General features: G+C 71.4%; 16 protein-coding genes and 1 pseudogene. 4 read left to right on the top strand and 13 right to left on the bottom strand.

Annotation, left to right across the window (positions count from 1 at the left end; genetic code table 11):
* Positions 1–19: 19 nt before the first annotated feature.
* On the bottom strand, positions 20–1,180 hold the full coding sequence (locus ACWD6P_RS11980) for an adenosine deaminase (protein ID WP_451443919.1): 1,161 nt from the start codon (positions 1,178–1,180) through the stop codon (positions 20–22).
* 103 nt (positions 1,181–1,283) lie between these two features.
* Here ACWD6P_RS11980 and ACWD6P_RS11985 point away from each other — a divergent pair, with 103 nt between their 5' ends.
* On the top strand, positions 1,284–2,051 hold the full coding sequence (locus tag ACWD6P_RS11985; RefSeq protein ID WP_451443920.1) for an alpha/beta fold hydrolase: 768 nt from the start codon (positions 1,284–1,286) through the stop codon (positions 2,049–2,051).
* Between the two features lie 354 nt (positions 2,052–2,405).
* Here ACWD6P_RS11985 and ACWD6P_RS11990 read toward each other — a convergent pair whose 3' ends face one another.
* Positions 2,406–3,419 (bottom strand): LysR substrate-binding domain-containing protein, encoded by a 1,014-nt coding sequence (locus ACWD6P_RS11990; RefSeq protein ID WP_451443921.1) that lies wholly within the window; start codon positions 3,417–3,419, stop codon positions 2,406–2,408.
* A gap of 95 nt (positions 3,420–3,514) precedes the next feature.
* Here ACWD6P_RS11990 and ACWD6P_RS11995 point away from each other — a divergent pair, with 95 nt between their 5' ends.
* Positions 3,515–4,834, top strand: a complete 1,320-nt coding sequence (locus ACWD6P_RS11995; RefSeq protein ID WP_451443922.1) for an MFS transporter — start codon at positions 3,515–3,517, stop codon at positions 4,832–4,834.
* A 172-nt stretch (positions 4,835–5,006) separates the two neighbouring features.
* Here ACWD6P_RS11995 and ACWD6P_RS12000 read toward each other — a convergent pair whose 3' ends face one another.
* The gene (locus tag ACWD6P_RS12000; protein ID WP_451443923.1) at positions 5,007–6,284 is read right to left on the bottom strand and encodes a thymidine phosphorylase; all 1,278 of its coding nucleotides are present in this window, start codon (positions 6,282–6,284) and stop codon (positions 5,007–5,009) included.
* Positions 6,285–6,469: 185 nt separating this feature from the next.
* On the opposite strand from ACWD6P_RS12000, the pseudogene ACWD6P_RS12005 reads away from it, so the two are divergent.
* Together ACWD6P_RS12005 and ACWD6P_RS12010 are read left to right on the top strand one after the other, a co-directional pair.
* A pseudogene (locus ACWD6P_RS12005) lies at positions 6,470–6,586 on the top strand (tat (twin-arginine translocation) pathway signal sequence domain-containing protein); the annotation flags it as partial.
* Position 6,587: 1 nt separating this feature from the next.
* On the top strand, positions 6,588–7,121 hold the full coding sequence (locus tag ACWD6P_RS12010; protein WP_451443944.1) for an NUDIX domain-containing protein: 534 nt from the start codon (positions 6,588–6,590) through the stop codon (positions 7,119–7,121).
* A gap of 125 nt (positions 7,122–7,246) precedes the next feature.
* On the opposite strand, the gene ACWD6P_RS12015 is transcribed toward ACWD6P_RS12010, so the two are convergent.
* From ACWD6P_RS12015 to ACWD6P_RS12060, 10 genes are all read right to left on the bottom strand, one after another.
* Positions 7,247–7,642, bottom strand: a complete 396-nt coding sequence (locus tag ACWD6P_RS12015; RefSeq protein ID WP_451443924.1) for a cytidine deaminase — start codon at positions 7,640–7,642, stop codon at positions 7,247–7,249.
* Positions 7,639–8,931 carry an ABC transporter permease gene (locus tag ACWD6P_RS12020; protein WP_451443925.1) on the bottom strand — a complete coding sequence of 431 codons (1,293 nt, stop codon included), beginning with the start codon at positions 8,929–8,931 and terminating at the stop codon, positions 7,639–7,641. The genes ACWD6P_RS12015 and ACWD6P_RS12020 overlap by 4 nt, the downstream gene beginning before the upstream one ends.
* Positions 8,928–10,043: an ABC transporter permease gene (locus ACWD6P_RS12025; RefSeq protein WP_451443926.1), complete on the bottom strand. Its 1,116-nt coding sequence runs from the start codon at positions 10,041–10,043 to the stop codon at positions 8,928–8,930. Before ACWD6P_RS12025 ends, ACWD6P_RS12020 begins: the two co-directional genes overlap by 4 nt.
* Positions 10,040–11,671, bottom strand: a complete 1,632-nt coding sequence (locus ACWD6P_RS12030; protein WP_451443945.1) for an ABC transporter ATP-binding protein — start codon at positions 11,669–11,671, stop codon at positions 10,040–10,042. Before ACWD6P_RS12030 ends, ACWD6P_RS12025 begins: the two co-directional genes overlap by 4 nt.
* Before the next feature lie 181 nt (positions 11,672–11,852).
* Positions 11,853–12,890: a BMP family lipoprotein gene (locus ACWD6P_RS12035; protein ID WP_451443927.1), complete on the bottom strand. Its 1,038-nt coding sequence runs from the start codon at positions 12,888–12,890 to the stop codon at positions 11,853–11,855.
* Between the two features lie 191 nt (positions 12,891–13,081).
* The gene (locus ACWD6P_RS12040; protein ID WP_451443946.1) at positions 13,082–14,314 is read right to left on the bottom strand and encodes an amidohydrolase; all 1,233 of its coding nucleotides are present in this window, start codon (positions 14,312–14,314) and stop codon (positions 13,082–13,084) included.
* 150 nt (positions 14,315–14,464) lie between these two features.
* On the bottom strand, positions 14,465–15,724 hold the full coding sequence (locus tag ACWD6P_RS12045) for a hypothetical protein (RefSeq protein WP_451443928.1): 1,260 nt from the start codon (positions 15,722–15,724) through the stop codon (positions 14,465–14,467).
* A gap of 30 nt (positions 15,725–15,754) precedes the next feature.
* Positions 15,755–16,693 carry an N-acetylneuraminate synthase family protein gene (locus ACWD6P_RS12050; protein WP_451443929.1) on the bottom strand — a complete coding sequence of 313 codons (939 nt, stop codon included), beginning with the start codon at positions 16,691–16,693 and terminating at the stop codon, positions 15,755–15,757.
* Between the two features lie 57 nt (positions 16,694–16,750).
* Positions 16,751–17,956: a cytidylyltransferase domain-containing protein gene (locus tag ACWD6P_RS12055; protein WP_451443930.1), complete on the bottom strand. Its 1,206-nt coding sequence runs from the start codon at positions 17,954–17,956 to the stop codon at positions 16,751–16,753.
* A gap of 89 nt (positions 17,957–18,045) precedes the next feature.
* Positions 18,046–19,377, bottom strand: coding sequence for a DUF6716 putative glycosyltransferase (locus tag ACWD6P_RS12060; RefSeq protein WP_451443931.1), 1,332 nt, complete (start codon positions 19,375–19,377; stop codon positions 18,046–18,048).
* Positions 19,378–19,477 lie beyond the last annotated feature (100 nt).

Consider the following 19,477-nt stretch of genomic DNA (forward strand, 5'->3'; position numbering starts at 1 on the left):
ATAGGCTCGCTTTACCCGATTACGCAGGGTCAGAGCCGCTGTTCGCAGGGGATGTTGACGCCACCGGGCGGAAGAGCCATTCGGCCCGCAGTTCCGCGTAACCGGGCTTGATCACATCATTGATCATGGCCAGACGTTCATCGAAAGGAATGAACGCTGATTTCATCGCATTGACTGTAAACCACTGCATGTCGTCGAGCGTGTATCGGAATGTCTTGACCAGGTGCTCGAATTCCCGGGACATGTTCGTGCCGCTCATCAGCCGGTTGTCGGTGTTGACCGTCAGGCGGAACTGCAGCCGGCGCAGCAGGCCGATGGGGTGCTCCGCGTAGGAGGGAGCGGCGCCGGTCTGGAGGTTGGAGGTGGGGCACATCTCCAGCGGGATGCGCTTGTCCCGTACGTACGAGGCGAGCCGGCCGAGCTTGACCGAGCCGTCGTCGGCGACCTCGATGTCGTCGATGATCCGGACGCCGTGGCCGAGGCGGTCGGCACCGCACCACTGCAGCGCCTGCCAGATGGACGGCAGTCCGAAGGCCTCGCCGGCGTGGATGGTGAAGTGGTTGTTCTCCCGCTTGAGGTACTCGAAGGCGTCGAGGTGGCGGGTGGGGGGGTAGCCGGCCTCGGCGCCCGCGATGTCGAAGCCGACGACGCCGCTGTCGCGGTAGCGGTTGGCGAGTTCGGCGATCTCCAGGGCGCGGGCGGCGTGCCGCATCGCCGTCAGCAGGGCACCGACGCGGATGCGGTGGCCGTTCTCGCGGGCCCGGCGCTCGCCCTCGCGGAAGCCCTCGTTGACCGCCTCGACGACCTCTTCGAGGGTCAGGCCCTGCTCGAGGTGCTGCTCGGGCGCGTACCTGATCTCGGCGTAGACCACACCGTCGGCGGCCAGATCCTCGGCGCACTCGGCGGCCACCCGGGCCAGTGCGTCGCGGGTCTGCATGACGGCGCAGGTGTGCGCGAAGGTCTCCAGGTAGCGCTCGAGCGAGCCGGAGTCGGCGGCCTCGCGGAACCAGATCCCGAGCTTCTCCGGGTCGGATTCGGGCAGACCGTCGTAGCCGTTCGCACGAGCCAGGTCGACGACCGTCGCGGGGCGCAGGCCGCCGTCGAGGTGGTCGTGGAGCAGCACCTTGGGGGCGCGGCGGATCTGTTCGGGGGTCGGAAGGGTGGTGGTCTCGCTCGTCATTTCGGCACTCTAGCCCCTACGCGCGTAGATCTCATCGAACGATACGTAACAGTGACCCGTCCACAGGGTGGCGGGCACGTCTCCTTCTGCCATCGTTCTGGTCATGGCTCAGCAAGCACTGCCGGTGCGCGAGGCCCGGCTGGGAAAACCGCTGGGAGCGGGCGGAACGGCGAAGGCCGTGAGCGGGGTCGCCCTGTTACTGCCCGGAGGCGAACCGACCGGGGTGCGACGCCCCTCGCCGGTGCCCGCGCTGGCGGTGCGCCCGCTCGCGTCCCGGCTGGCGAAGGCGGGGCGCGACGAAGGGCTGACCGCTCATGTCGTGCACTACCGCTGCCGCGGCTGGAACGGCGCCGCCGCCCACCCCGCCCGCGACGCGACCTGGGCGCTCGACGAGGTGGTGCGCCGCTACGGCGATGTCCCCGTCTGCCTCGTCGGTACGGGCATGGGCGCCCGCGCCGCCCTGCACGCCGCGGGCCACCCCGCCGTCAACTCCGTGCTGGGCATCGCCCCTTGGCTGTCCGACCCCCGCCGGCGCAGCGAACAACCCGATCCGGTGAAGCAGCTCATCGGCCGTCAGATCCTCCTCGTCCACGGCACCAACGACGAACGCCACGACCCCGACCTGTCCTACCGCTACGCCGAGCGCGCCAAGAAGGTCAACCGCGACACCTGCCGCTTCGAGGTCCACTCCGACGGCCACTCCCTGCACCAGCACCGTTCCGAAGTCCTCGCCCTGGCAGCCGACTTCCTGCTCGGTTCGCTCTTCGCCCGCGACTACGCCCGCCCAGTGAAGGACGCCCTGGCCGCACCCCCGCCCCTGGGCCTGCGCATGCCCCTGGCCGCGGGCTTCGGGACGTCACTGCGGCATTGAGCGGCACAGGGGCACTGCGGCACTGATGCCTGACAGCGGCACTGCGCGTCGCACTCGCTGCTGCGAGGGCGGCGCGGAGGGAGCGGTCGCGGCGCGGCCGCCTCGGCTGAGGATGTCCGCTCAGCGCCTGACAGGGCCTCAGCCGGCCGCCGGTGCCTCGCGCTTACCCGGCCGCCGCCGCCTCACCCCTGCCCGGCCGCCGCTGCCTCGCGGGGCCTCCTTATATTCCGGCAACGACTACGGAGAGTAATCAGTTCCCTGGGATGTGTCACGCCCAGTTTGGGTTTGGTTTAGGTCCCCTCGGGCCCTCCCGGTGCGGTCCTCCCGCCCTTCCGGTCCAGTCCTCCCGCCGTCTCACCGGGGCAGTAGCTTGCCCCGGCGGCTCAGTAGGAATTTTTTGAACTCGGCGACGGGTGGGGTGTCGGGGTGGCCGTCCAGCCAGGCCACGCCGATCTCGCGGACCGCGCGGGGGGCCGTCACCGTCAGTTCGGCGACGCCGGGGCGCGGTACGGCGGGTGGCGGCAGCAGCGCCACGCCCAGCCCGGCCGCGACCAGACCGCGCAGCGTCTCGGCCTCCTCCCCCTCGAACGCGACCCGCGGGGTGAAGCCCGCCTCGGCGCAGAGGGCGTCGGTGATCCGGCGCAGCCCGTAGCCCGGTTCGAGGGTGACGAACAGTTCGCCGGCGGCCTCCGCGAGCCGGATCCGTTTGCGGGCGGCCAGTGGATGATCGTCGGGTACGACCAGGCGCAGCTTCTGCTCGTCGAGCCGGCGGGCGACCAGATCCGGGGAGTCCGGGACCGGCGAGGTCAGGCACAGATCGAGGTCGCCGGCGCGCAGTCGCTCGATCATCGCCTCGCCGTAGTTCTGGACGAGCTGGAAGCGGACGCGCGGATGGTCGGTCCGGAAGCTGCGGATCAGGCCGGGGACGGTCTCCGGGCCGAGGGTGTGCAGAAAGCCGAACGCGACCTTCCCGGCCGCGGGGTCGACATCGGCGCGTACCGACTCCGTGGCCCGCTCCAGGTCCGTCAACGCCCGCTCGGTGGAGGCGAGGAAGGCCCGGCCGGCCGGGGTGAGGGAGAGGGTGCGGCCGTGCCGGGCGAAGAGGGCGACGCCGAGGTCCTCCTCCAGGCGGACGATGGCCCGGCTAAGCGTCGGCTGCGGCATGCCGAGCTCCTGCGCGGCGCGGGTGACGTGCTCGTGCCGGGCGACGGCGGTGAACTGGGCGAGCCGCGGGGCGAGGAGCGTCGCCCACGAGTCGCCGCCGAGTTCGGCCGCCTCGCCCGCGTCCGCGGCGGCGTCCCCGCCGAGGCGCTGCGCCCTGATCACTTCTTGCGTCGTGATCACTTCTTTTCTGTTGCGACCTTGCAACAGAGGCCCCTGGGACCTGCGGTCATGCATCACGGAATCGATTATGCAGTTTCCATGCATTGGACGCATGAAACGGGCGGGCCTACCGTCGAAACATGCCTCCCGCTGATACCGGGGCGTCCGTCACAGACCGTGCGGTCGCCTCTCCCCTGTCGTCCACAGACTCCTCTTCCTCCGCCGCCGCGGCCGACCCCGAGTCGGGCAAGCTGCGGCCGGGCGGCCCCGGCTACCGCCGGATGAGCTTCGCCCTCTTCGCGGCCGGTGTGGCCACCTTCGCCCTCCTCTACTCCACGCAGGCGCTGCTGCCCGCGATCTCCAGCGACCTCGGGGTGAGCCCGGACCAGGCGAGCTGGACCGTCTCAGCGGCCACCTTCGGACTGGCCCTCGGCGTCATCCCGCTCAGTGCGGTCTCCGAACGCTTCGGGCGGCGCACGCTGATGACGGTGTCCCTCTCGGTGGCCACGCTGATCGCGCTGCTGGTGCCGTTCGCGCCGTCGATCGACGCACTGATCGCGCTGCGCGCCGTCCAGGGCGTCGCGCTGGCCGGGCTGCCGGCCTCGGCGATGGCCTTCCTGGCCGAGGAGGTACGCGCGAAGGCGCTGGTGGCGGCCATCGGACTGTTCGTGGCGGGCAACAGCATCGGCGGGATGTCCGGCCGCATCGTGACCGGCTGGGTCGCCCAGGCCTGGGGCTGGCGGGCCGCGCTCGGCGCGGTGGGTGTGATGGCCGTGCTGTGCGCGGTGGCGTTCCGGGTGCTCGTGCCCAAGGCCCGGCACTTCACGTCCCGTTCGGTGGGCCCGCGGGCGCTGGCCCGAACCCTGGGCGGCCACCTCTCCGATCCCCTCCTGCGCCGCCTCTACGGCATCGGCGCGCTGTTCATGACGGTCTTCGGCGCGGTCTACACGGTCATCGGCTACCGCCTGGTCTCCGAGCCCTTCAACCTCCCCCAGGGGATCGTCGGCTCGATCTTCATCGTCTACCTGGTCGGTACGGCCTCCTCGGCCGCGGCCGGACAGCTGGTGGCCCGGGTCGGCCGGCGCGGTGCGCTCTACCTGGCGGTCGGCACCACGTCGACGGGCCTGCTGCTGACCCTCGCCGACTCCGTGGCGGCGGTCCTGGCCGGTCTCATCCTGATCACCGCCGGCTTCTTCGCCGGCCATGCGGTCGCCTCGTCCGCGGTCAGCCGCACCGCCAAGACGGCCCGCGCCCAGGCGTCGGCGCTCTACCAGTGCGCGTACTACGTGGGCAGCAGCCTGGGCGGCGCGCTGGGCGCGGCCGCCTTCCACGCGGTCGGCTGGGAGGGCACCGTCCTGCTGGGCCTGGTCGCGATGCTCGGCGCCGCCTCGATCACCCTGTACGCCACCCGCAGGGCCGTGGCCGAACGCCGCCTCCTCCACTTGGAGAAGGCCGCGTAACCGGCGCACCGCCCGCCCTCGGACCGAAGGGCCCGCCCCGTCACCTGTCCTGGCGGGGCGGGCCCTTCGTGCGTCCGGCGCGGGCCACCCCCTTCCGTCAACGGGCAGTGGGCGCAGGCGGGTTGAGGGCGGCCGGCCGCAAGGGGAGGACGGCCGGCCGGGTGGAGGGCGGTCAGCCGATGCGCTCCAGGACCACGGGCCGCGCCGTGAAGGCGGCGTCCGCCGGGCCGACGGTGATGCCGCCGTCCAGGGCCTCCAGTGCGTACGGGATCTTCTCCGGCGTGTCGGTGTGGAGGGTGAGCAGCGGCTGGCCGGCCGTGACCGGGTCGCCGGGCTTGGCGTGCAGTTCGATGCCCGCCGCGGCCTGCACCGGGTCCTCCTTGCGGGCGCGGCCGGCGCCCAGGCGCCAGGCGGCGAGGCCGACGGCATAGGCGTCAAGGGTGGTCATGAGGCCGGTTTCGGCCGCGGTGACGGTGTGCTGCTCGCGGGCCACGGGAAGGGCGGCTTCCGGGTCGCCGCCCTGGGCGGCGATCATCCGGCGCCAGTGGTCCATGGCCGAGCCGTCGGCCAGCGCCTTGGCCGGGTCGGCGTCCTTGAGGCCGGCCGCGTCGAGCATCTCGCGGGCGAGCGCGAGGGTCAGGTCGACGACGTCCTGGGGGCCGCCGCCGGCCAGCACCTCGACGGATTCCCGCACTTCGAGGGCGTTGCCGGCGGTCAGACCGAGCGGGGTGGCCATGTCCGTCAGCAGGGCGACCGTCCTGACGCCGTGGTCGGTACCCAACTCGACCATGGTGGAGGCGAGTTCGCGGGCGTCGTCGAGGTGCTTCATAAAGGCGCCGGAGCCGACCTTCACGTCCAGGACCAGGGAGCCGGTGCCCTCGGCGATCTTCTTGGACATGATGGAGGAGGCGATGAGGGGGATGGACTCGACGGTGGCGGTGACATCGCGGAGCGCGTAGAGCTTCTTGTCCGCCGGGGCGAGCCCGTCGCCGGCGGCACAGATCACCGAGCCGACGTCGCGCAGGACCGTCAGCATCTCGTCGTTGCTCAGGTGGGCGCGCCAGCCGGGGATGGACTCCAGCTTGTCGAGGGTGCCGCCGGTGTGGCCGAGGCCGCGGCCGGAGAGCTGCGGTACGGCGGCGCCGCAGGCGGCGACGAGCGGGGCGAGCGGCAGGGTGATCTTGTCGCCGACGCCGCCGGTGGAGTGCTTGTCGGCGGTGGGACGAGAGAGCGAGGAGAAGTCCATGCGCTCGCCGGAGGCGATCATGGCGGCGGTCCAGCGGGCGATCTCCGTGCGGTTCATGCCGTTCAGGAAGATGGCCATCGCCAGGGACGACATCTGTTCATGGGCGACCTCGCCGCGGGTGTACGCGTCGATGACCCAGTCGATCTGATCGGGGGTCAGCTCGCCGCGGTCGCGCTTGGTGCGGATGACGGAGATGGCGTCCATGGAGGTTCCTTTCGAACGGGTCGGCCCGTGTGGGCCCGAGGGGGCCGTTGACCGTTCTACACGCATAGATGCGGGGGTGGCCAGATGTGGGCGGGCGAACCGTCGCGACGGTCCTGGGGGCACGGTCTCCAGGGCCTATCCGTCCGGCGCGGCGTTAGGTCACGCGGCCGGACGGTCCCTAGCGCTCCGACCGTACGCGCAAGGCGATCACAGCGCTTAGATCACCCCTTGCCGTATACCAGCGGCGCAAAGTACCGGGCGCCACCGAACTCGCCCGCCGCGCACGAGAAGCGCTGACCTAAGCTGCCGATCAACCGGCCGACGAAGGGATCCACCGTGGCTCAGCCGAAGACCGAAGACCAGCCCAAAGCGCTCAAGCCCGCCCTCGAAGCCATGACCCTGCTGGTCGCCGCCGTCATCGTCCACGACACGGCCGCCAACCGCGTCGTCCTCCTTCAGCGCAGCCAGGGCGCCAAGTTCGCACAGGGGATGTGGGACCTCCCCGTCGGCAAGAGCGAGCCCGGCGAGCCGATCACCGATACCGCCGTACGCGAGCTGTACGAGGAGACCGGCCTGACCGTGAAGCCCGAGGCGCTGAAGGTCGCCCACATCATCCACGGCGCCTGGGGCGTCGAAGCCCCCAACGGCTTCCTCACCGTCGTCTTCGCGGCCCACGAATGGACCGGCGACCCCGAGAACCGGGAACCGCGGAAGCACGACCAGGTGTGCTGGGTCGACGCCGATGCCATCCCCGACGAGTTCGTCGACACCACCGCCAGCGCTCTTCATCACTACCTGGCCGACGGGCGACAGGTATCGCTGGACGGCTGGAGGTAGACACCGGGTCGCGAACCGCAGTTCACAGCCGTAGCGATAAGAGGTGACGCCCCAACAGGTCACCTGCACGGCAGGGACTGAGCGCCCCAGTAGCCGCAGCCTGCCGCAAGTCCGTCAGCCCGCCGTCACCCCGCCAGATGCCCCGGCCCGAACGCATCCGGCAGCAGTTCCGACAGGGGCCGGATGCCCGCCTGGGTGTCCACCAGGAGGTCGGGGCCGCCGTGTTCGTACAGCAGCTGGCGGCAGCGGCCGCAGGGGACCAGGAGTTCGCCGGAGCCGTCGACGCAGGTGAAGGCGGTCAGGCGGCCGCCGCCGCCGGCGAACAGGGCGGAGATCAGGCCGCATTCGGCACACAGGGCGAGGCCGTAGGAGGCGTTCTCGACGTTGCAGCCGGTGATGGTGCGGCCGTCGTCCACGAGGGCGGCGGCGCCCACGGGGTAGCCGGAGTACGGGGCGTAGGCCCGGGACATCGCGTCCCGGGCCTGCCGCCGCAGTGACTCCCAGTCGGGAGCTGTGGTCACTTGCCCTGGCCTCTTCGGTAGATCTTGCCGATGGCCTTCGGTGGCCGCAGCCGCTGGGCGGCCAGCGCGAGCACCAGCAGCGTGGTGACGTACGGGGCGACGCTGACGAGCTCCAGCGCGACCGTGTCGGTGGTGGCGTACCACAGAGCGAGCAAGGCGGCGCAGACGAGGCTGATCACGGCCTGGGTGCGGTACCCGGTGCGCAGCTTCCACACCGCGAGGCCGACCAGCAGTACGGCGAGCAGGAGCAGCAGCGCGTGGACGGTGGGGCCGCCGCCGCGCAGCTGGAGCGCGTCCATGAAGCCGAACAGGCCGGCGCCCATCGCGACCCCGCCCGGCCGCCAGTTGCCGAAGATCATGGTGGCGAGGCCGATGTAGCCGCGCCCGCCGGTCTGGCCGTCCTGGTAGATGTGCACGTAGATGGCGAGGAACGCACCGCCGAGCCCGGCCAGCGCACCGGAGACGACCACCGCCGCGTACTTGTAGCGGTAGACGTTGACGCCGAGCGACTCGGCCGCGATCGGGCCCTCGCCGCAGGAACGCAGCCGCAGTCCGAAGGAGGAGCGCCACAGGACGACGAAGGTGAGCCCGAAGAGGACCGCGGTCAGCAGCGTCAGCCAGGAGACGTTGGTGACCAGGGAGCCGCAGATGCCTGCCGCGTCGGAGATCAGGAACCAGTGGTGCTGCTCGATCGCGTAGAGCCAGTCGGACAGGCCGGGGACGGTGAACGTCGGCATGTCGGGCATCGGTGGCGACTGCTTGTCGTTGCCGCCGGCCGCCGCGGCCGCGCTGCCCTCCGCGCCGAACCACAGCTTGGCGAGGAACTGGGTCAGTCCGAGCGCCATGATGTTGATGGCGACGCCGGAGATGATGTGGTCCACGCCGAAGGTGACGGTGGCGAGGGCGTGCAGCAGTCCGCCGAGCGCACCGCCGAGGACACCGGCCAGGGCCGCGGCCCAGGGGCCGTGCTGCCAGCCGACCGCGCCGGCGGAGAAGGCGCCGAGCATCATCATGCCTTCGAGGCCGATGTTGATGACGCCGGAGCGCTCGGCCCACAGGCCGCCGAGACCGGCCAGGCCGATCGGCACGGCGGCGTTGAGGGCCGAGATGTACTGGCCCGACCCGGTCAGGTTGCCCGCGCCGGTGACGATCCGCAGCAGGGACAGCAGGATCAGGGCGCCCGAGATGATCAGCAGGATCTTGGGGTAGGTGAGCTTGACCCGGGAGCGCTTGGGCTTGTGCTTGTGGCCGGTGCTCTCTGCGACCGGGGCCGTGAGGTTCGTGCTCACGAGGACACCTCCGCCTTGTCGGTCTTACGGGCCTGGGCGGCGAGCTCCTCGCCGACCTTCCGCTGCTGGAGTCTGAGGCCGTAGCGGCGCACGACCTCGTAGGCGATGACGACGCAGAGCACGATGACGCCCTGCATCACCCCGACGATCTCCTGCTCGTACTCCTCGAATTCGAGCTGGGTGCCGGTGCGCTCCAGGAAGCCCCACAGCAGCGCGCCGGCGGCCATCCCGACCGGGTGGTTGCGGCCGAGCAGGGCGATCGCGATGCCGGTGAACCCGATGCCGACCGGGAAGTCGGTGCCGTAGTTGTACGAGGTGCCGAGCAGCGTCGGCATGCCGATCAGGCCGGCCGCGGCGCCGGACAGCAGCATGGAGGTGACGATCATGCGCTTGACGCTGACGCCGCTGGCCTCGGCGGCCGGCTCGGACTGGCCGACGGTCCGCAGATCGAACCCGAAGCGGGTGCGGTTGAGGACGAACCAGTACGCGAAGCCGACGACGAGGGCGATGACGAGGAAGCCGTCGAGGGGCTTGGGCTGGGTGGGGATGGTGAAGAAGTGGCTGGAGGCCGGCAGGTTGGGCGTGTGGAAGAGGTTGCCCTCCTTCGTCGCCAGCCGGCCTTCCTGCAGGAAGTAGCCGATGACCGCGGCCGCGATGGCGTTCAGCATGATCGTGGTGATCACTTCGCTGACGCCGCGGGTGGTCTTCAGCAGACCCGCGATACCCGCCCAGACCGAGCCGACCAGCATCGCGACGAGGATGATCAGCGGGATCTGCACAAAGCCCGGGAGCGTCAGCGCGCCGCCGACCACCGCGGCGAAGAAGGCCGCGATGCGGTACTGGCCGTCGACACCGATGTTGAAGAGGTTCATCCGGAAGCCGATGGCCACGGCCACCGCGGACAGGTAGTACGGGACGGCCTTGTTGATGATCCAGACCTGGCTGTCGCTCTTGGAGCCGAAGTCGGCCATCACGGAGTAGGCGTACAGCGGGTCCTTGCCGGTGGCCAGGATGATCACCGAGGTGATCAGCAGGGCGGCCACGATGGCGAGGAGGGGGGCGGCGATCCCGAGGATCAGCTTGTTCTTGTCGAACCTGGCGAACTTGTTCACTCGGAGTCACCTTCCTCCGTGGGGTGCTCCTGCGTCGGGCCCGCGGCGGAGCCGTTGTCAGATGCGGCCAGGTGGCCGGTAGCGGCGCCGGTCATGGCCGAGCCCAACTCCTCCGGGGTGATGGTGGCGGGGTCCGCGTCCGCGACCAGGCGGCCGCGGTACATGACCCGCAGGGTGTCGGAGAGCCCGATCAGCTCGTCCAGGTCGGCCGAGATCAGCAGCACGGCCAGGCCTTCGCGGCGCGCCTCGCGGATCTGGTCCCAGATCTGCGCCTGGGCGCCGACGTCCACGCCCCGGGTCGGGTGCGCGGCGATCAGCAGCTTGGGGTGGTGGCTCATCTCGCGGCCGACGATCAGCTTCTGCTGGTTGCCGCCGGAGAGCGAGGCCGCGGTGACCTCGATGCCGGGGGTGCGGACGTCGTACTCGGCGACGATCCGCTCGGTGTCGGCGCGGGCGGCCTTCAGGTCGAGCAGCCGGCCCTTGACGTTGGGCTTTTCGGTGACGTGGCCCAGGATGCGGTTCTCCCACAGCGGGGCTTCGAGCAGCAGGCCGTGGCGGTGGCGGTCCTCGGGGATGTAGCCGATGCCGTCCTCGCGCCGGATGCGGGTGGGCGCGTGGCTGATGTCGATGCCGTCCAGCTCGACGGTGCCGTCGTCCGGGTCGCGCATGCCCATGATGGCCTCGACCAGTTCGGCCTGGCCGTTGCCCTCCACACCCGCGATGCCCAGCACCTCGCCCTTGTGGATGGTCAGCGACACATCGTCCAGGACGGTGCGCGCCACCCCCTCGGCGTCGGTGGTGACCAGCCCGAGCCCGCTGACCTTCAGCATCTCCACGTCGGTGACGGTGGACTCGCGGGTCTGCGGCGAGGGCAGCTCGCTGCCGACCATCAGCTCGGCGAGCTGCTTGGGCGTGGTCTGGCTGGGGACGACGGAGGCGACGGTGGTGCCGCGCCGGATGACGGTGATGTCGTCGGCGACCGAGAGCACCTCGCCCAGCTTGTGGGAGATGAAGATGACGGTCAGGCCCTCGACCTTGAGCTCGCGCAGGTTGTCGAAGAGCGCGTCGACCTCCTGCGGGACCAGGACGGCGGTCGGCTCGTCGAGGATGAGGGTGCGGGCGCCGCGGTAGAGGACCTTGAGGATCTCCACGCGCTGGCGGTCGGCGACACCGAGGTCCTCGACGAGGACGTCGGGGCGGACGCCGAGGCCGTAGCGGTCGGAGATCTTGAGGATCTCGGCGCGGGCCCTGGCGCCGATGCCGTGCAGTTTCTCGCCGCCGAGGACGACGTTCTCCAGGACGGTGAGGTTGTCGGCGAGCATGAAGTGCTGGTGCACCATGCCGATGCCGCGGGCGATGGCGTCGGCCGGGCTGTGGAAGCTGACCTGTCCGCCGTCGATGCTGATCGTGCCCTCGTCCGGCTTCTGCATGCCGTAGAGGATCTTCATCAGCGTGGACTTGCCCGCGCCGTTCTCGCCGACGAGCGCATGCACGGTGCCGCGGCGGATGGTGATGTCGATGTCGTGGTTGGCGACAACACCCGGGAACCGCTTGGTGATACCGCGGAGTTCCACCGCCGGTGCTGCGGCGGAGGCGCTGTCTGCCTGGGGGCTGCTGGACGCTTTGATGGCGCACTCTCCTCGGGGGACAGGGAGTGGTAAGGAGGAGCGGAAAGGGCGAAGATATCGCGCCAACTCCTGCGCTACGCGCGTAGTGTCGGCGCCGGAAAAGCGGCAGGGCTGCCGGGGTACCCGGCGAGCGGGTCCGGCGCGACGGCTCACAGGCCGTCGCGCCGGACCCGGATGCGCCCTACTGCTTGGCGGGGGTGTCGCTGACCTTGACCTGACCCGAGGCGATCTTCTTCTTCGCCGCGTCGAGCTTGCCCTGGATGTCGTCGAGGAAGCCGCCCGAGGTGGACAGCCGCACGCCGTTGTCCTTGAGCGTGTAGCTCTTGTTGCCGGTCAGCGGCTTCTTGTCCTTGACGCTCTTGACCAGGTCGAAGACCGCCACGTCGACGTTCTTCATCACCGAGGTGAGGATCGAGCTCTTGTACTGGGCCAGACCCGGCTGCTGGTACTGGTCGGAGTCGACGCCGATCGCCCAGGCGCCCTTCTTGCCGGCGACGGTCTCGATCGAGCCGTTGCCGGACTGGCCGGCCGCGGTGTAGATCACGTCGATGCCGGCGTCGAGCATGCCCTTGGCCTTGCCCTTCGCGGCGGCCGGGTCGTTGAAGCCCTTGTCGTCGTTGGCGTAGAGGTACTCGGAGGTGACCTTCGCCTTGGGGTCGGTGTCCTTGACGCCCTGCTCGAAGCCGGCCTGGAACTTCTGGATCAGCGCGTTCCGCTGGGCGCCGATGAAGCCGACCTTGTGGGACTTGCTCTTCAGCGCCGCGGCGACACCGGCGAGGTAGGAGCCCTCGTGCTCGGCGAAGACCATGCCGTAGACGTTCTTGGCCTGGGAGGGCGAGTCCACTACGCCGAACGTGGTGTCCGGGTAGTCCTTGGCGACCTTGTTGACGGACTTGCCGTAGTTGAAGCCGACGCCGATGACGGGGTTGAAGCCCGCCTCGGCGAGGGACGACAGCCGCTGCTCGCGGTCCGCCTCGGTCTCGCCGTTCTTGGCGGTCATCATCTTGGACTTCACGCCGAGGTCCTTCTCGGCCTTGTCCACACCGCGCGCCGCCGCCTCGTTGAACGAGTGGTCGTCGCGGCCGCCGACGTCGAAGGCGAGTCCGACGCCCTTGTTCTTGCCTCCGGACTCGGTGGACGAGGCACCACAGGCGGTCAGTGAAGAGGTGAGGGCCGCGGCGGCGATACCCGCGGCGACGATCTTGGATACCCGGCGCACGAGGGGTCCCTTCGTCTCGTAGCGCCTCCGTTGGCGCTGATTCCGCGGAATCGTAACGCGCGTAGATGCCAGGTAAAGGGGTGCTTGGAAGCCGTTATCGATTCGAGGCGTACGACCCCTGGACGAAAACACCAAGGCCGCCACCGCGGGGACGGCGGCGGCCGGTATCCGGGGCCTTGTGAGGGCTTGTCCTAGGGCGTGTCGAGCAGCGCGGCGGCTGTGAAGAGCTCCACGCCCACCCGGATGGCCCGCTCGTCGACGTCGAAGTCGCCGCGGTGGAGATCGTGCCGGCTGAGCTCGCCGGGCGGCCGGACGCCGAGGCGGGCCATGGCGCCGGGGACGTGCTCCAGGTACCAGGAGAAGTCCTCGCCGCCCAGGGACTGCTCGGTGTCCTCGACGCTGTGGATGCCGCGCCGGGCGGCCATGGCGTCCTGCAGCAGCTGGGCGCTGTCCGCCTCGTTGACCACCGGCGGCACCCCGCGGACGTAGTTGATCTGCGACTTCGCGCCGTGCAGGGCGGCGACCTCGTCGATGGCGGCGTGGACCATGTCCGGGGCCTGGCGCCAGGCGCCGAGATCGAGGCACCGGACCGTGCCGGACAGCTCGGCGTGCTGCGGGATCACATTGCAGGCGTGTCCGGACGCCAGCCGGCCCCAGGTGATGGCGAGCCCGGCGCGGGCGTCGACCCGGCGGGCGATCAGCGCCGGCACGTCGAGGGCGACCCGGGCGGCGGCGGTGACCATGTCGGTGGTCAGGTGCGGGCGGGCGGTGTGGCCGCCGGGCCCGTCCAGGGAGACCTCCAGCCGGTCGCAGGCCGAGGTGATCGGTCCCGTGCGCAGCCCGAGCCGGCCGGCGTCGACGCGCGGGTCGCAGTGCACCGCGAGGATCCGGCCGACGCCCTCCAGCACACCGGACTCGATCGCGTCGGCGGCGCCGCCCGGCAGCACCTCCTCCGCGGGCTGGAAGAGCAGCCGCACCGGGCGGGGCAGGGCGCCGGCCCGGGCCAGCTCGGCCAGGACCAGGCCGGCGCCGAGGACGACGGTGGTGTGGACGTCGTGGCCGCAGGCGTGCGCACGGCCGGGGACCGAGGAGGCGTAGTCGACGGTCTTGGTGTCCGGGATGGGCAGGGCGTCGAGGTCCGCGCGCAGGGCGAGCAGCGGGACGTCGCCGCCGGTGTCCGTACCGATGTCACACATCAGGCCCGTGCCGGTGGCGAGGACGCGGGGGTGCAGCCCGGCCCGCTCCAGGCGTTCCTTGATCGCCGCGGTGGTCCGGAACTCCTGGTTGCCGAGCTCGGGGTGCCGGTGCAAGTCGCGGCGGAAGGCGATGAGTTCGGCGCCGAGTGCCTCCGGCAGGGCGCCGGGGAGCGAGGCCCCTCCGGCGGTGTCGGCAGGGGCGTCGGCGTCGTCGGTTTCGCGGGACATCAGTTGGTTCACCCGTTGAAGGTTACGGGCCCGGATGGGGCAACTGTCCCTCGATCAACAAAAGTTCAGCCCCTTAGGGGAAGAAAATCTAGCCCGCTCGGCGCATGGACGGTTTATGAGAGGGGTATGAACTTCGGCTTCGCGCGCCGGTCAACCGGCGGCCATCCGCTGGGTGAAGGGCAGTCGTTGCACGTCACGGGCGGTCCCGGTGACGCCGTCGAGAAAGCCCTGTGCGCGCGGTGAGGCGTTGGCCGTCAGCCACTGCGGATCGATGTCACAGACCGCGACCTTCACCTGCGTACCCGCCAGCGCCAGCGGCAGGGTGTGCACGACGGTGGAGGGGAAGCTGACGATCAGCCGTCCGACGGGGCCGCGCCGGGCGATCAGTTCGAGCGGCAGGTCGGGCCGTACGACCTCCAGGCCGGTCTCGCCGGCCAGCCGGCGCAGCTTCTCGGTGCTCTCGCGGCGGTGCGCGAAGTAGCGGGTGGCGCCGTGCCGGCGGGCGAGTGCGCCGACGGCCTCCAGATAGCGGTCGCCGTCCACGACGCCGGTCTCGACCAGTGAGGTGCCGACGATGTCGGCGGCGCCCATGACCCGGGGCGGGCCGAAGCGCGCCCGGGTCCAGGCGAACTCGTTGGTGGTGACGCGGACACCGGGCGGGACCTCGACCGGCATCGAGCTGAACAGGCCGACGGTGCGCCGGCCGCCCTCCGGTGCCGGGGTGAGCCGGCGGCGCGCGGTGGCCGAGAACGGCGCGAAGACCAGGTCCCGCACTCCGCGCCCGCTGCCGTGCCGGTGCCAGCGCACCAGCCGCTCCCCGCGGGCGAGTTGGGAGATGAACTCCATGGTGGCGGTGCCGTCGTCGACCACGACCAGGTCGCGCGCCCTGGTGAGGGTGAGCAGCAGCTGCACATAGCGGGAGAACGGGTCGCCGATGACGATGCGGCGGGCGCGGCGCAGCAGCGGGGTGAGCCCGCCGATGGTGCGCATCGGGGCGGTCGGGCCGCCGCGGGCCTCCTCCCAGCGCACCGTATGGCCTTCGTCGCGGGCGAGTTCGGCCATCCGGCGCAGCTGGCCGCGGGTCATCGGGTCGTGCGGGGAGAGCACGACCACTGTGACGCCCGTGGCGCCCGTGGCGTCCGTGACGCCCTCGGCCGGGGCGGCGCTCCCGGCCCCCTCCGCGTGCGCCCATTCCAGGACGTTCAGCAGCTGTACGGGGCTCTCGACGAAGGCGAGGGTCCCGGAGTGCGGGGCGGCCTCGCGCGGTCCGCCGCCGGCGGGTGCGGTGCGGTTGCGCTGCCGCGGCACCCCCAGGAGACGGCGGGCGGGAGTACCCGTCGTCTCCTGGGGCGGGATCCCGGCGCCGGGCGTGACGGGCGCGGCGCGGGTCCCTTCGGGTGAGCTCACCATGGCTCCCGTCGTGGCTCGTCGGGCGAGGGGTCAGACGGCGGCCGGCTCGGCGGTGGCCTCGGCGGCCTCCGTCTCGGCGACCACACCGGCGACCCGGCGCAGCTTCTTCATCGGGCCGAGCTCGCTCTCGTAGACCTTCTTGACGCCGTCGCCGAGGGACTCCTCGATGGTGCGGATGTCGCGGACCAGGCGGGACAGGCCGCCGGGCTCGACGGAGGCGGCCTGGTCGGAGCCCCACATGGCGCGGTCGAGGGTGATGTGGCGCTCGATGAAGGTGGCGCCGAGGGCGACCGCGGCGAGGGTGGTCTGCAGGCCGGTCTCGTGGCCGCTGTAGCCGATCGGGACGTTGGGGTACTCCTCCTGCAGGGTGTTGATCATGCGCAGGTTGAGCTCCTCGGCCTTGGCCGGGTAGGTGCTGGTGGCGTGGCAGAGCAGGATGTTGTCGCTGCCCAGGACCTCGACGGCGTGCCGGATCTGCTTCGGGGTGGACATACCGGTCGAGAGGATGACGGTGCGGCCGGTGGCGCGCATGGCGCGCAGCAGCTCGTCGTCGGTGAGGGAGGCCGAGGCGACCTTGTAGCAGGGCACGTCGAACTTCTCCAGGAAGGCGACGGACTCGACGTCCCAGGGGGAGGCGAACCAGGCGATGCCGCGCTTCTTGCAGTACTCGTCGATGGCGCGGTAGCCGTCCTCGTCGAACTCCACGCGGTGGCGGTAGTCGATGTAGGTCATCCGGCCCCAGGGGGTGTCGCGCTCGATGTCCCACTGGTCGCGCGGGGTGCAGATCTCCGGGGTCCGCTTCTGGAACTTCACCGCGTCGCAGCCGGCGTCGGCGGCGGCGTCGATCAGCGCGAAGGCGTTCTCCAGGTCACCGTTGTGGTTGATGCCGATCTCGCCGGTGACGTAGACGGGGCGGCCGGGGCCGGCCTCGCGGTTGCCGAGGTTGCGGATGCGGGAGTTGCTGCTCATGGGGAGATTCCTTCGTGTGGATAAGGGGTGTGCGGGGTGGGGTCTGAGGGGGTCGGGTCAGAGGGAGGGGCCCAGCAGCCAGGCGGCGATCTCGCGGATCGCGCCGCTGCCGCCGGGTGTGGCGGTGACCGCGCGGGCCGCGCCGCGCACCACGTCGTGCGCCCCGGCCACGGCCACGGGCCAGCCGACGAGGTCGAAGCACGGCAGGTCGTTGACGTCGTTGCCGACGTAGAGCACGCGCTCGGGAGCGATGCCCGCTTCCTCGCACCACTGCTTGAGGGCGAGGTCCTTGCGGTCGATGCCGTGCAGGACGGGCACCTTCAGCTTGCGGGCCCGTGCGGCGACGACCGGGTTGGTCTCCGTGGACAGGATCAGCAGCTTCAGCTCCGCCCTGCGCAGGGCGGCGATGCCGAGGCCGTCGCCGCGGTGCACCGCGACGATCTCCCGTCCGTCGGCGTCGATCAGCACCCGGTCGTCGGTCTGGGTGCCGTCGAAGTCGAGAACCACCGCGTCGATGTCGTCGCGGGTGGGCAGGGCGCCGGGCCGCGGGGCGTCCAGCAGCGGCGCGAGGGCGCGGGCGCGGGCGAGATCGTGCGGATCGTCGATCTCCAGCACCCGGGCCGGGTCGGTGCGCACCAGCTCCGTACGGCCGAAGAAGCGGTGGCCGCTGGTGCGGAAGCCGGCCGCGTCCATGGCGTAGGCGGCGCCGGTCTCCAGCAGGTCCTGGGGGCGGTCCTGGCGGCGGGGCCGGAAGGACTTGTCGTGGTTGACGCCGTGCCCGCCGTCGGTGGCGCCGGCCGTGCCGGTGACCGCCGCCTCGGCGTCGCGCCAGACGAAGCCGTGGAACGGCGCGACGGTCAGCGCGCTGTCGGCGCCGTCCTCGACGACCGCGGCGGCGACCCCGTCGATGTCCTCGCGGACGAGGAACGGGCTGGTGCACTGGACCAGCAGCACCGCGTCGACCCGGGTGCCCTGCTCGGCCTCGTAGGCGTCCATGGCGTGCAGCACCGCGGCCTCGCTGGTGGCGGTGTCGCCCGCGATGTCGCCGGGACGGCGTATGACGACCGCTCCGGCGCCGCGGGCGGCGGCCGCGATCCCGGCGTCGTCGGTGGAGACCACGACGTCGGTCACCAGGCGGGCGGCGCGGCACTCGCGGACCGCGCGGGCGACCAGGGGTACGCCCCCGACGGCGGCGAGGTTCTTGGCGGGCACGCCCTTGGATCCGCCGCGGGCGGGGATGACGGCCACAACGGTGGGTGGCATTGCGGGCTCCTTGGTCGTCGGGCGGGGGGCATCGAGAGGTGCGCCGCGCAGCGGCCCATGCAGGGTGGTGGTGGGCGACGGGCGGGCGGTCACAGCTGCCCCCAGCGGCGGATGGCGGGCGCGACGCGCTGGACGCCGTGGCGGTAGGCGCCGCGGGCGGCCTCGCGGACCGTCTCGCGGGCGACCCGGCGCAGGCCGCCGGTCTCCTGCGGGGCCTCGGCGTAGCCGGCGAGCGGCTCGCCGTGCGGGTCCAGGCCGTGCCGGGCGAGGATGCCGGGGAGGTAGCCGGGGGCGGTGCGGGGTGTGTAGTAGGGGGTGACCGGCGGGAGGCGGTCGGCCTCGCGCAGCTCGGTGACCCGGGCGCGGGCGGCGTCGAAGGCCTTCTCGTACTCCCCGTCGGCGGCGACGCCCTGCCGGGTCAGCCAGTCCTTGTCGGGCTGCGGGAGGTGTCCGGCGTCCAGCTCGTCCCAGGAGGCCAGGCAGCCGGAGCCGAGGAAGTGGTGGTTGCCGAGGACCTCGCGGACGCCGAGGTCGGTGAGGACGGCGGTGGGGATGCCGCGGTGCAGCGACTCCAGTGCGGCCGTCGAGCTGACCGTCACCAGCAGGTCCGTGCGGTCCAGTACCTCGCCCATGTTCCCGTACACCAGGCGGCAGTTGGCGGGCAGCCCGCCGGGCGCCCTGGCGGCGAGCTTCTGGTAGGGAAGCTCCTCGATGTGGGTGGTGTGCTCGCCCGGCTTGCTGCGGAGCTTGATCAGCACCTCGCGGTCGGGGTGCTTGCGGGCGTGCTCAACCGCCCGGCGCAGCAGGTACGTACGGTCCGCACGGCTCTCCGGGACCGAGGGCTGGGCGGCGAACACCACGGTGCGGGGCCGGTGTTGGCCGGTGTAGGCCGCGCCGCCGAGGAACGGCAGCGCGCACTCGACGACGCTGGAGTCGTCGGCGCCGACCCCCCGGTAGACGGCGCGGAACCGGTCCGCGTCGTGCCGGGAGTTGGCGAGCACCACATCGGCGCCGTGCCGCAGCAGCAGCCCGTCCGCCAGCTTCTCGTAGACGACGCCGACATAGCCGGTGACGACGACGGGGCGGCGGCCGCCCGCGGCCGTCCCGGTCTGCCAGGCGCGGGCCAGTCCGTGCAGCATCGCCTGCACCGCACCGCCGACGCAGGCCAGCACGACCACGTCGTAGCGCGTACGGTCGATGGAGCGCACGAAGTCCACGGCCCTGATTTCGCGCAGGGATTCCGCACGGGCGCCGACCTCGTCGAGCTGGCGGACCGTGGGAGTGGCGCGGCCGCGGAGCAGATATCCGTCGAGCCGGATGTCCGGTTGGATCCGGTACGCTGTCAAAGCGCCCCATTTCCACCGGGTATCCGAGTCGGCGAGGACGGCGACCCGCGGCGAAGAAGCGGTACGTGATGGCACGTCGAAGACGCTAGGAAGGCATTCCGTTTGGCGGGCCAACTGGGCCGCAACAAAGGGTTAACAGCGGGTCGACGAATGGCGAACCGGCCCGATAACCGGC

Source organism: Streptomyces sp. NPDC002446 (assembly GCF_053595675.1).

What these genes read in the sequence shown, in the direction of transcription:
- ACWD6P_RS11980 (WP_451443919.1), bottom strand. Translation starts at nt 1,180, where the DNA reads ATGACGAGCGAGACCACCACCCTTCCGACCCCCGAACAGATCCGCCGC.
- ACWD6P_RS11995 (WP_451443922.1), top strand. Translation starts at nt 3,515, where the DNA reads ATGCCTCCCGCTGATACCGGGGCGTCCGTCACAGACCGTGCGGTCGCC.
- ACWD6P_RS12055 (WP_451443930.1), bottom strand. Translation starts at nt 17,956, where the DNA reads ATGCCACCCACCGTTGTGGCCGTCATCCCCGCCCGCGGCGGATCCAAG.
- ACWD6P_RS12040 (WP_451443946.1), bottom strand. Translation starts at nt 14,314, where the DNA reads ATGTCCCGCGAAACCGACGACGCCGACGCCCCTGCCGACACCGCCGGA.
- ACWD6P_RS11985 (WP_451443920.1), top strand. Translation starts at nt 1,284, where the DNA reads ATGGCTCAGCAAGCACTGCCGGTGCGCGAGGCCCGGCTGGGAAAACCG.
- ACWD6P_RS12045 (WP_451443928.1), bottom strand. Translation starts at nt 15,724, where the DNA reads ATGGTGAGCTCACCCGAAGGGACCCGCGCCGCGCCCGTCACGCCCGGC.
- ACWD6P_RS12050 (WP_451443929.1), bottom strand. Translation starts at nt 16,693, where the DNA reads ATGAGCAGCAACTCCCGCATCCGCAACCTCGGCAACCGCGAGGCCGGC.
- ACWD6P_RS12000 (WP_451443923.1), bottom strand. Translation starts at nt 6,284, where the DNA reads ATGGACGCCATCTCCGTCATCCGCACCAAGCGCGACCGCGGCGAGCTG.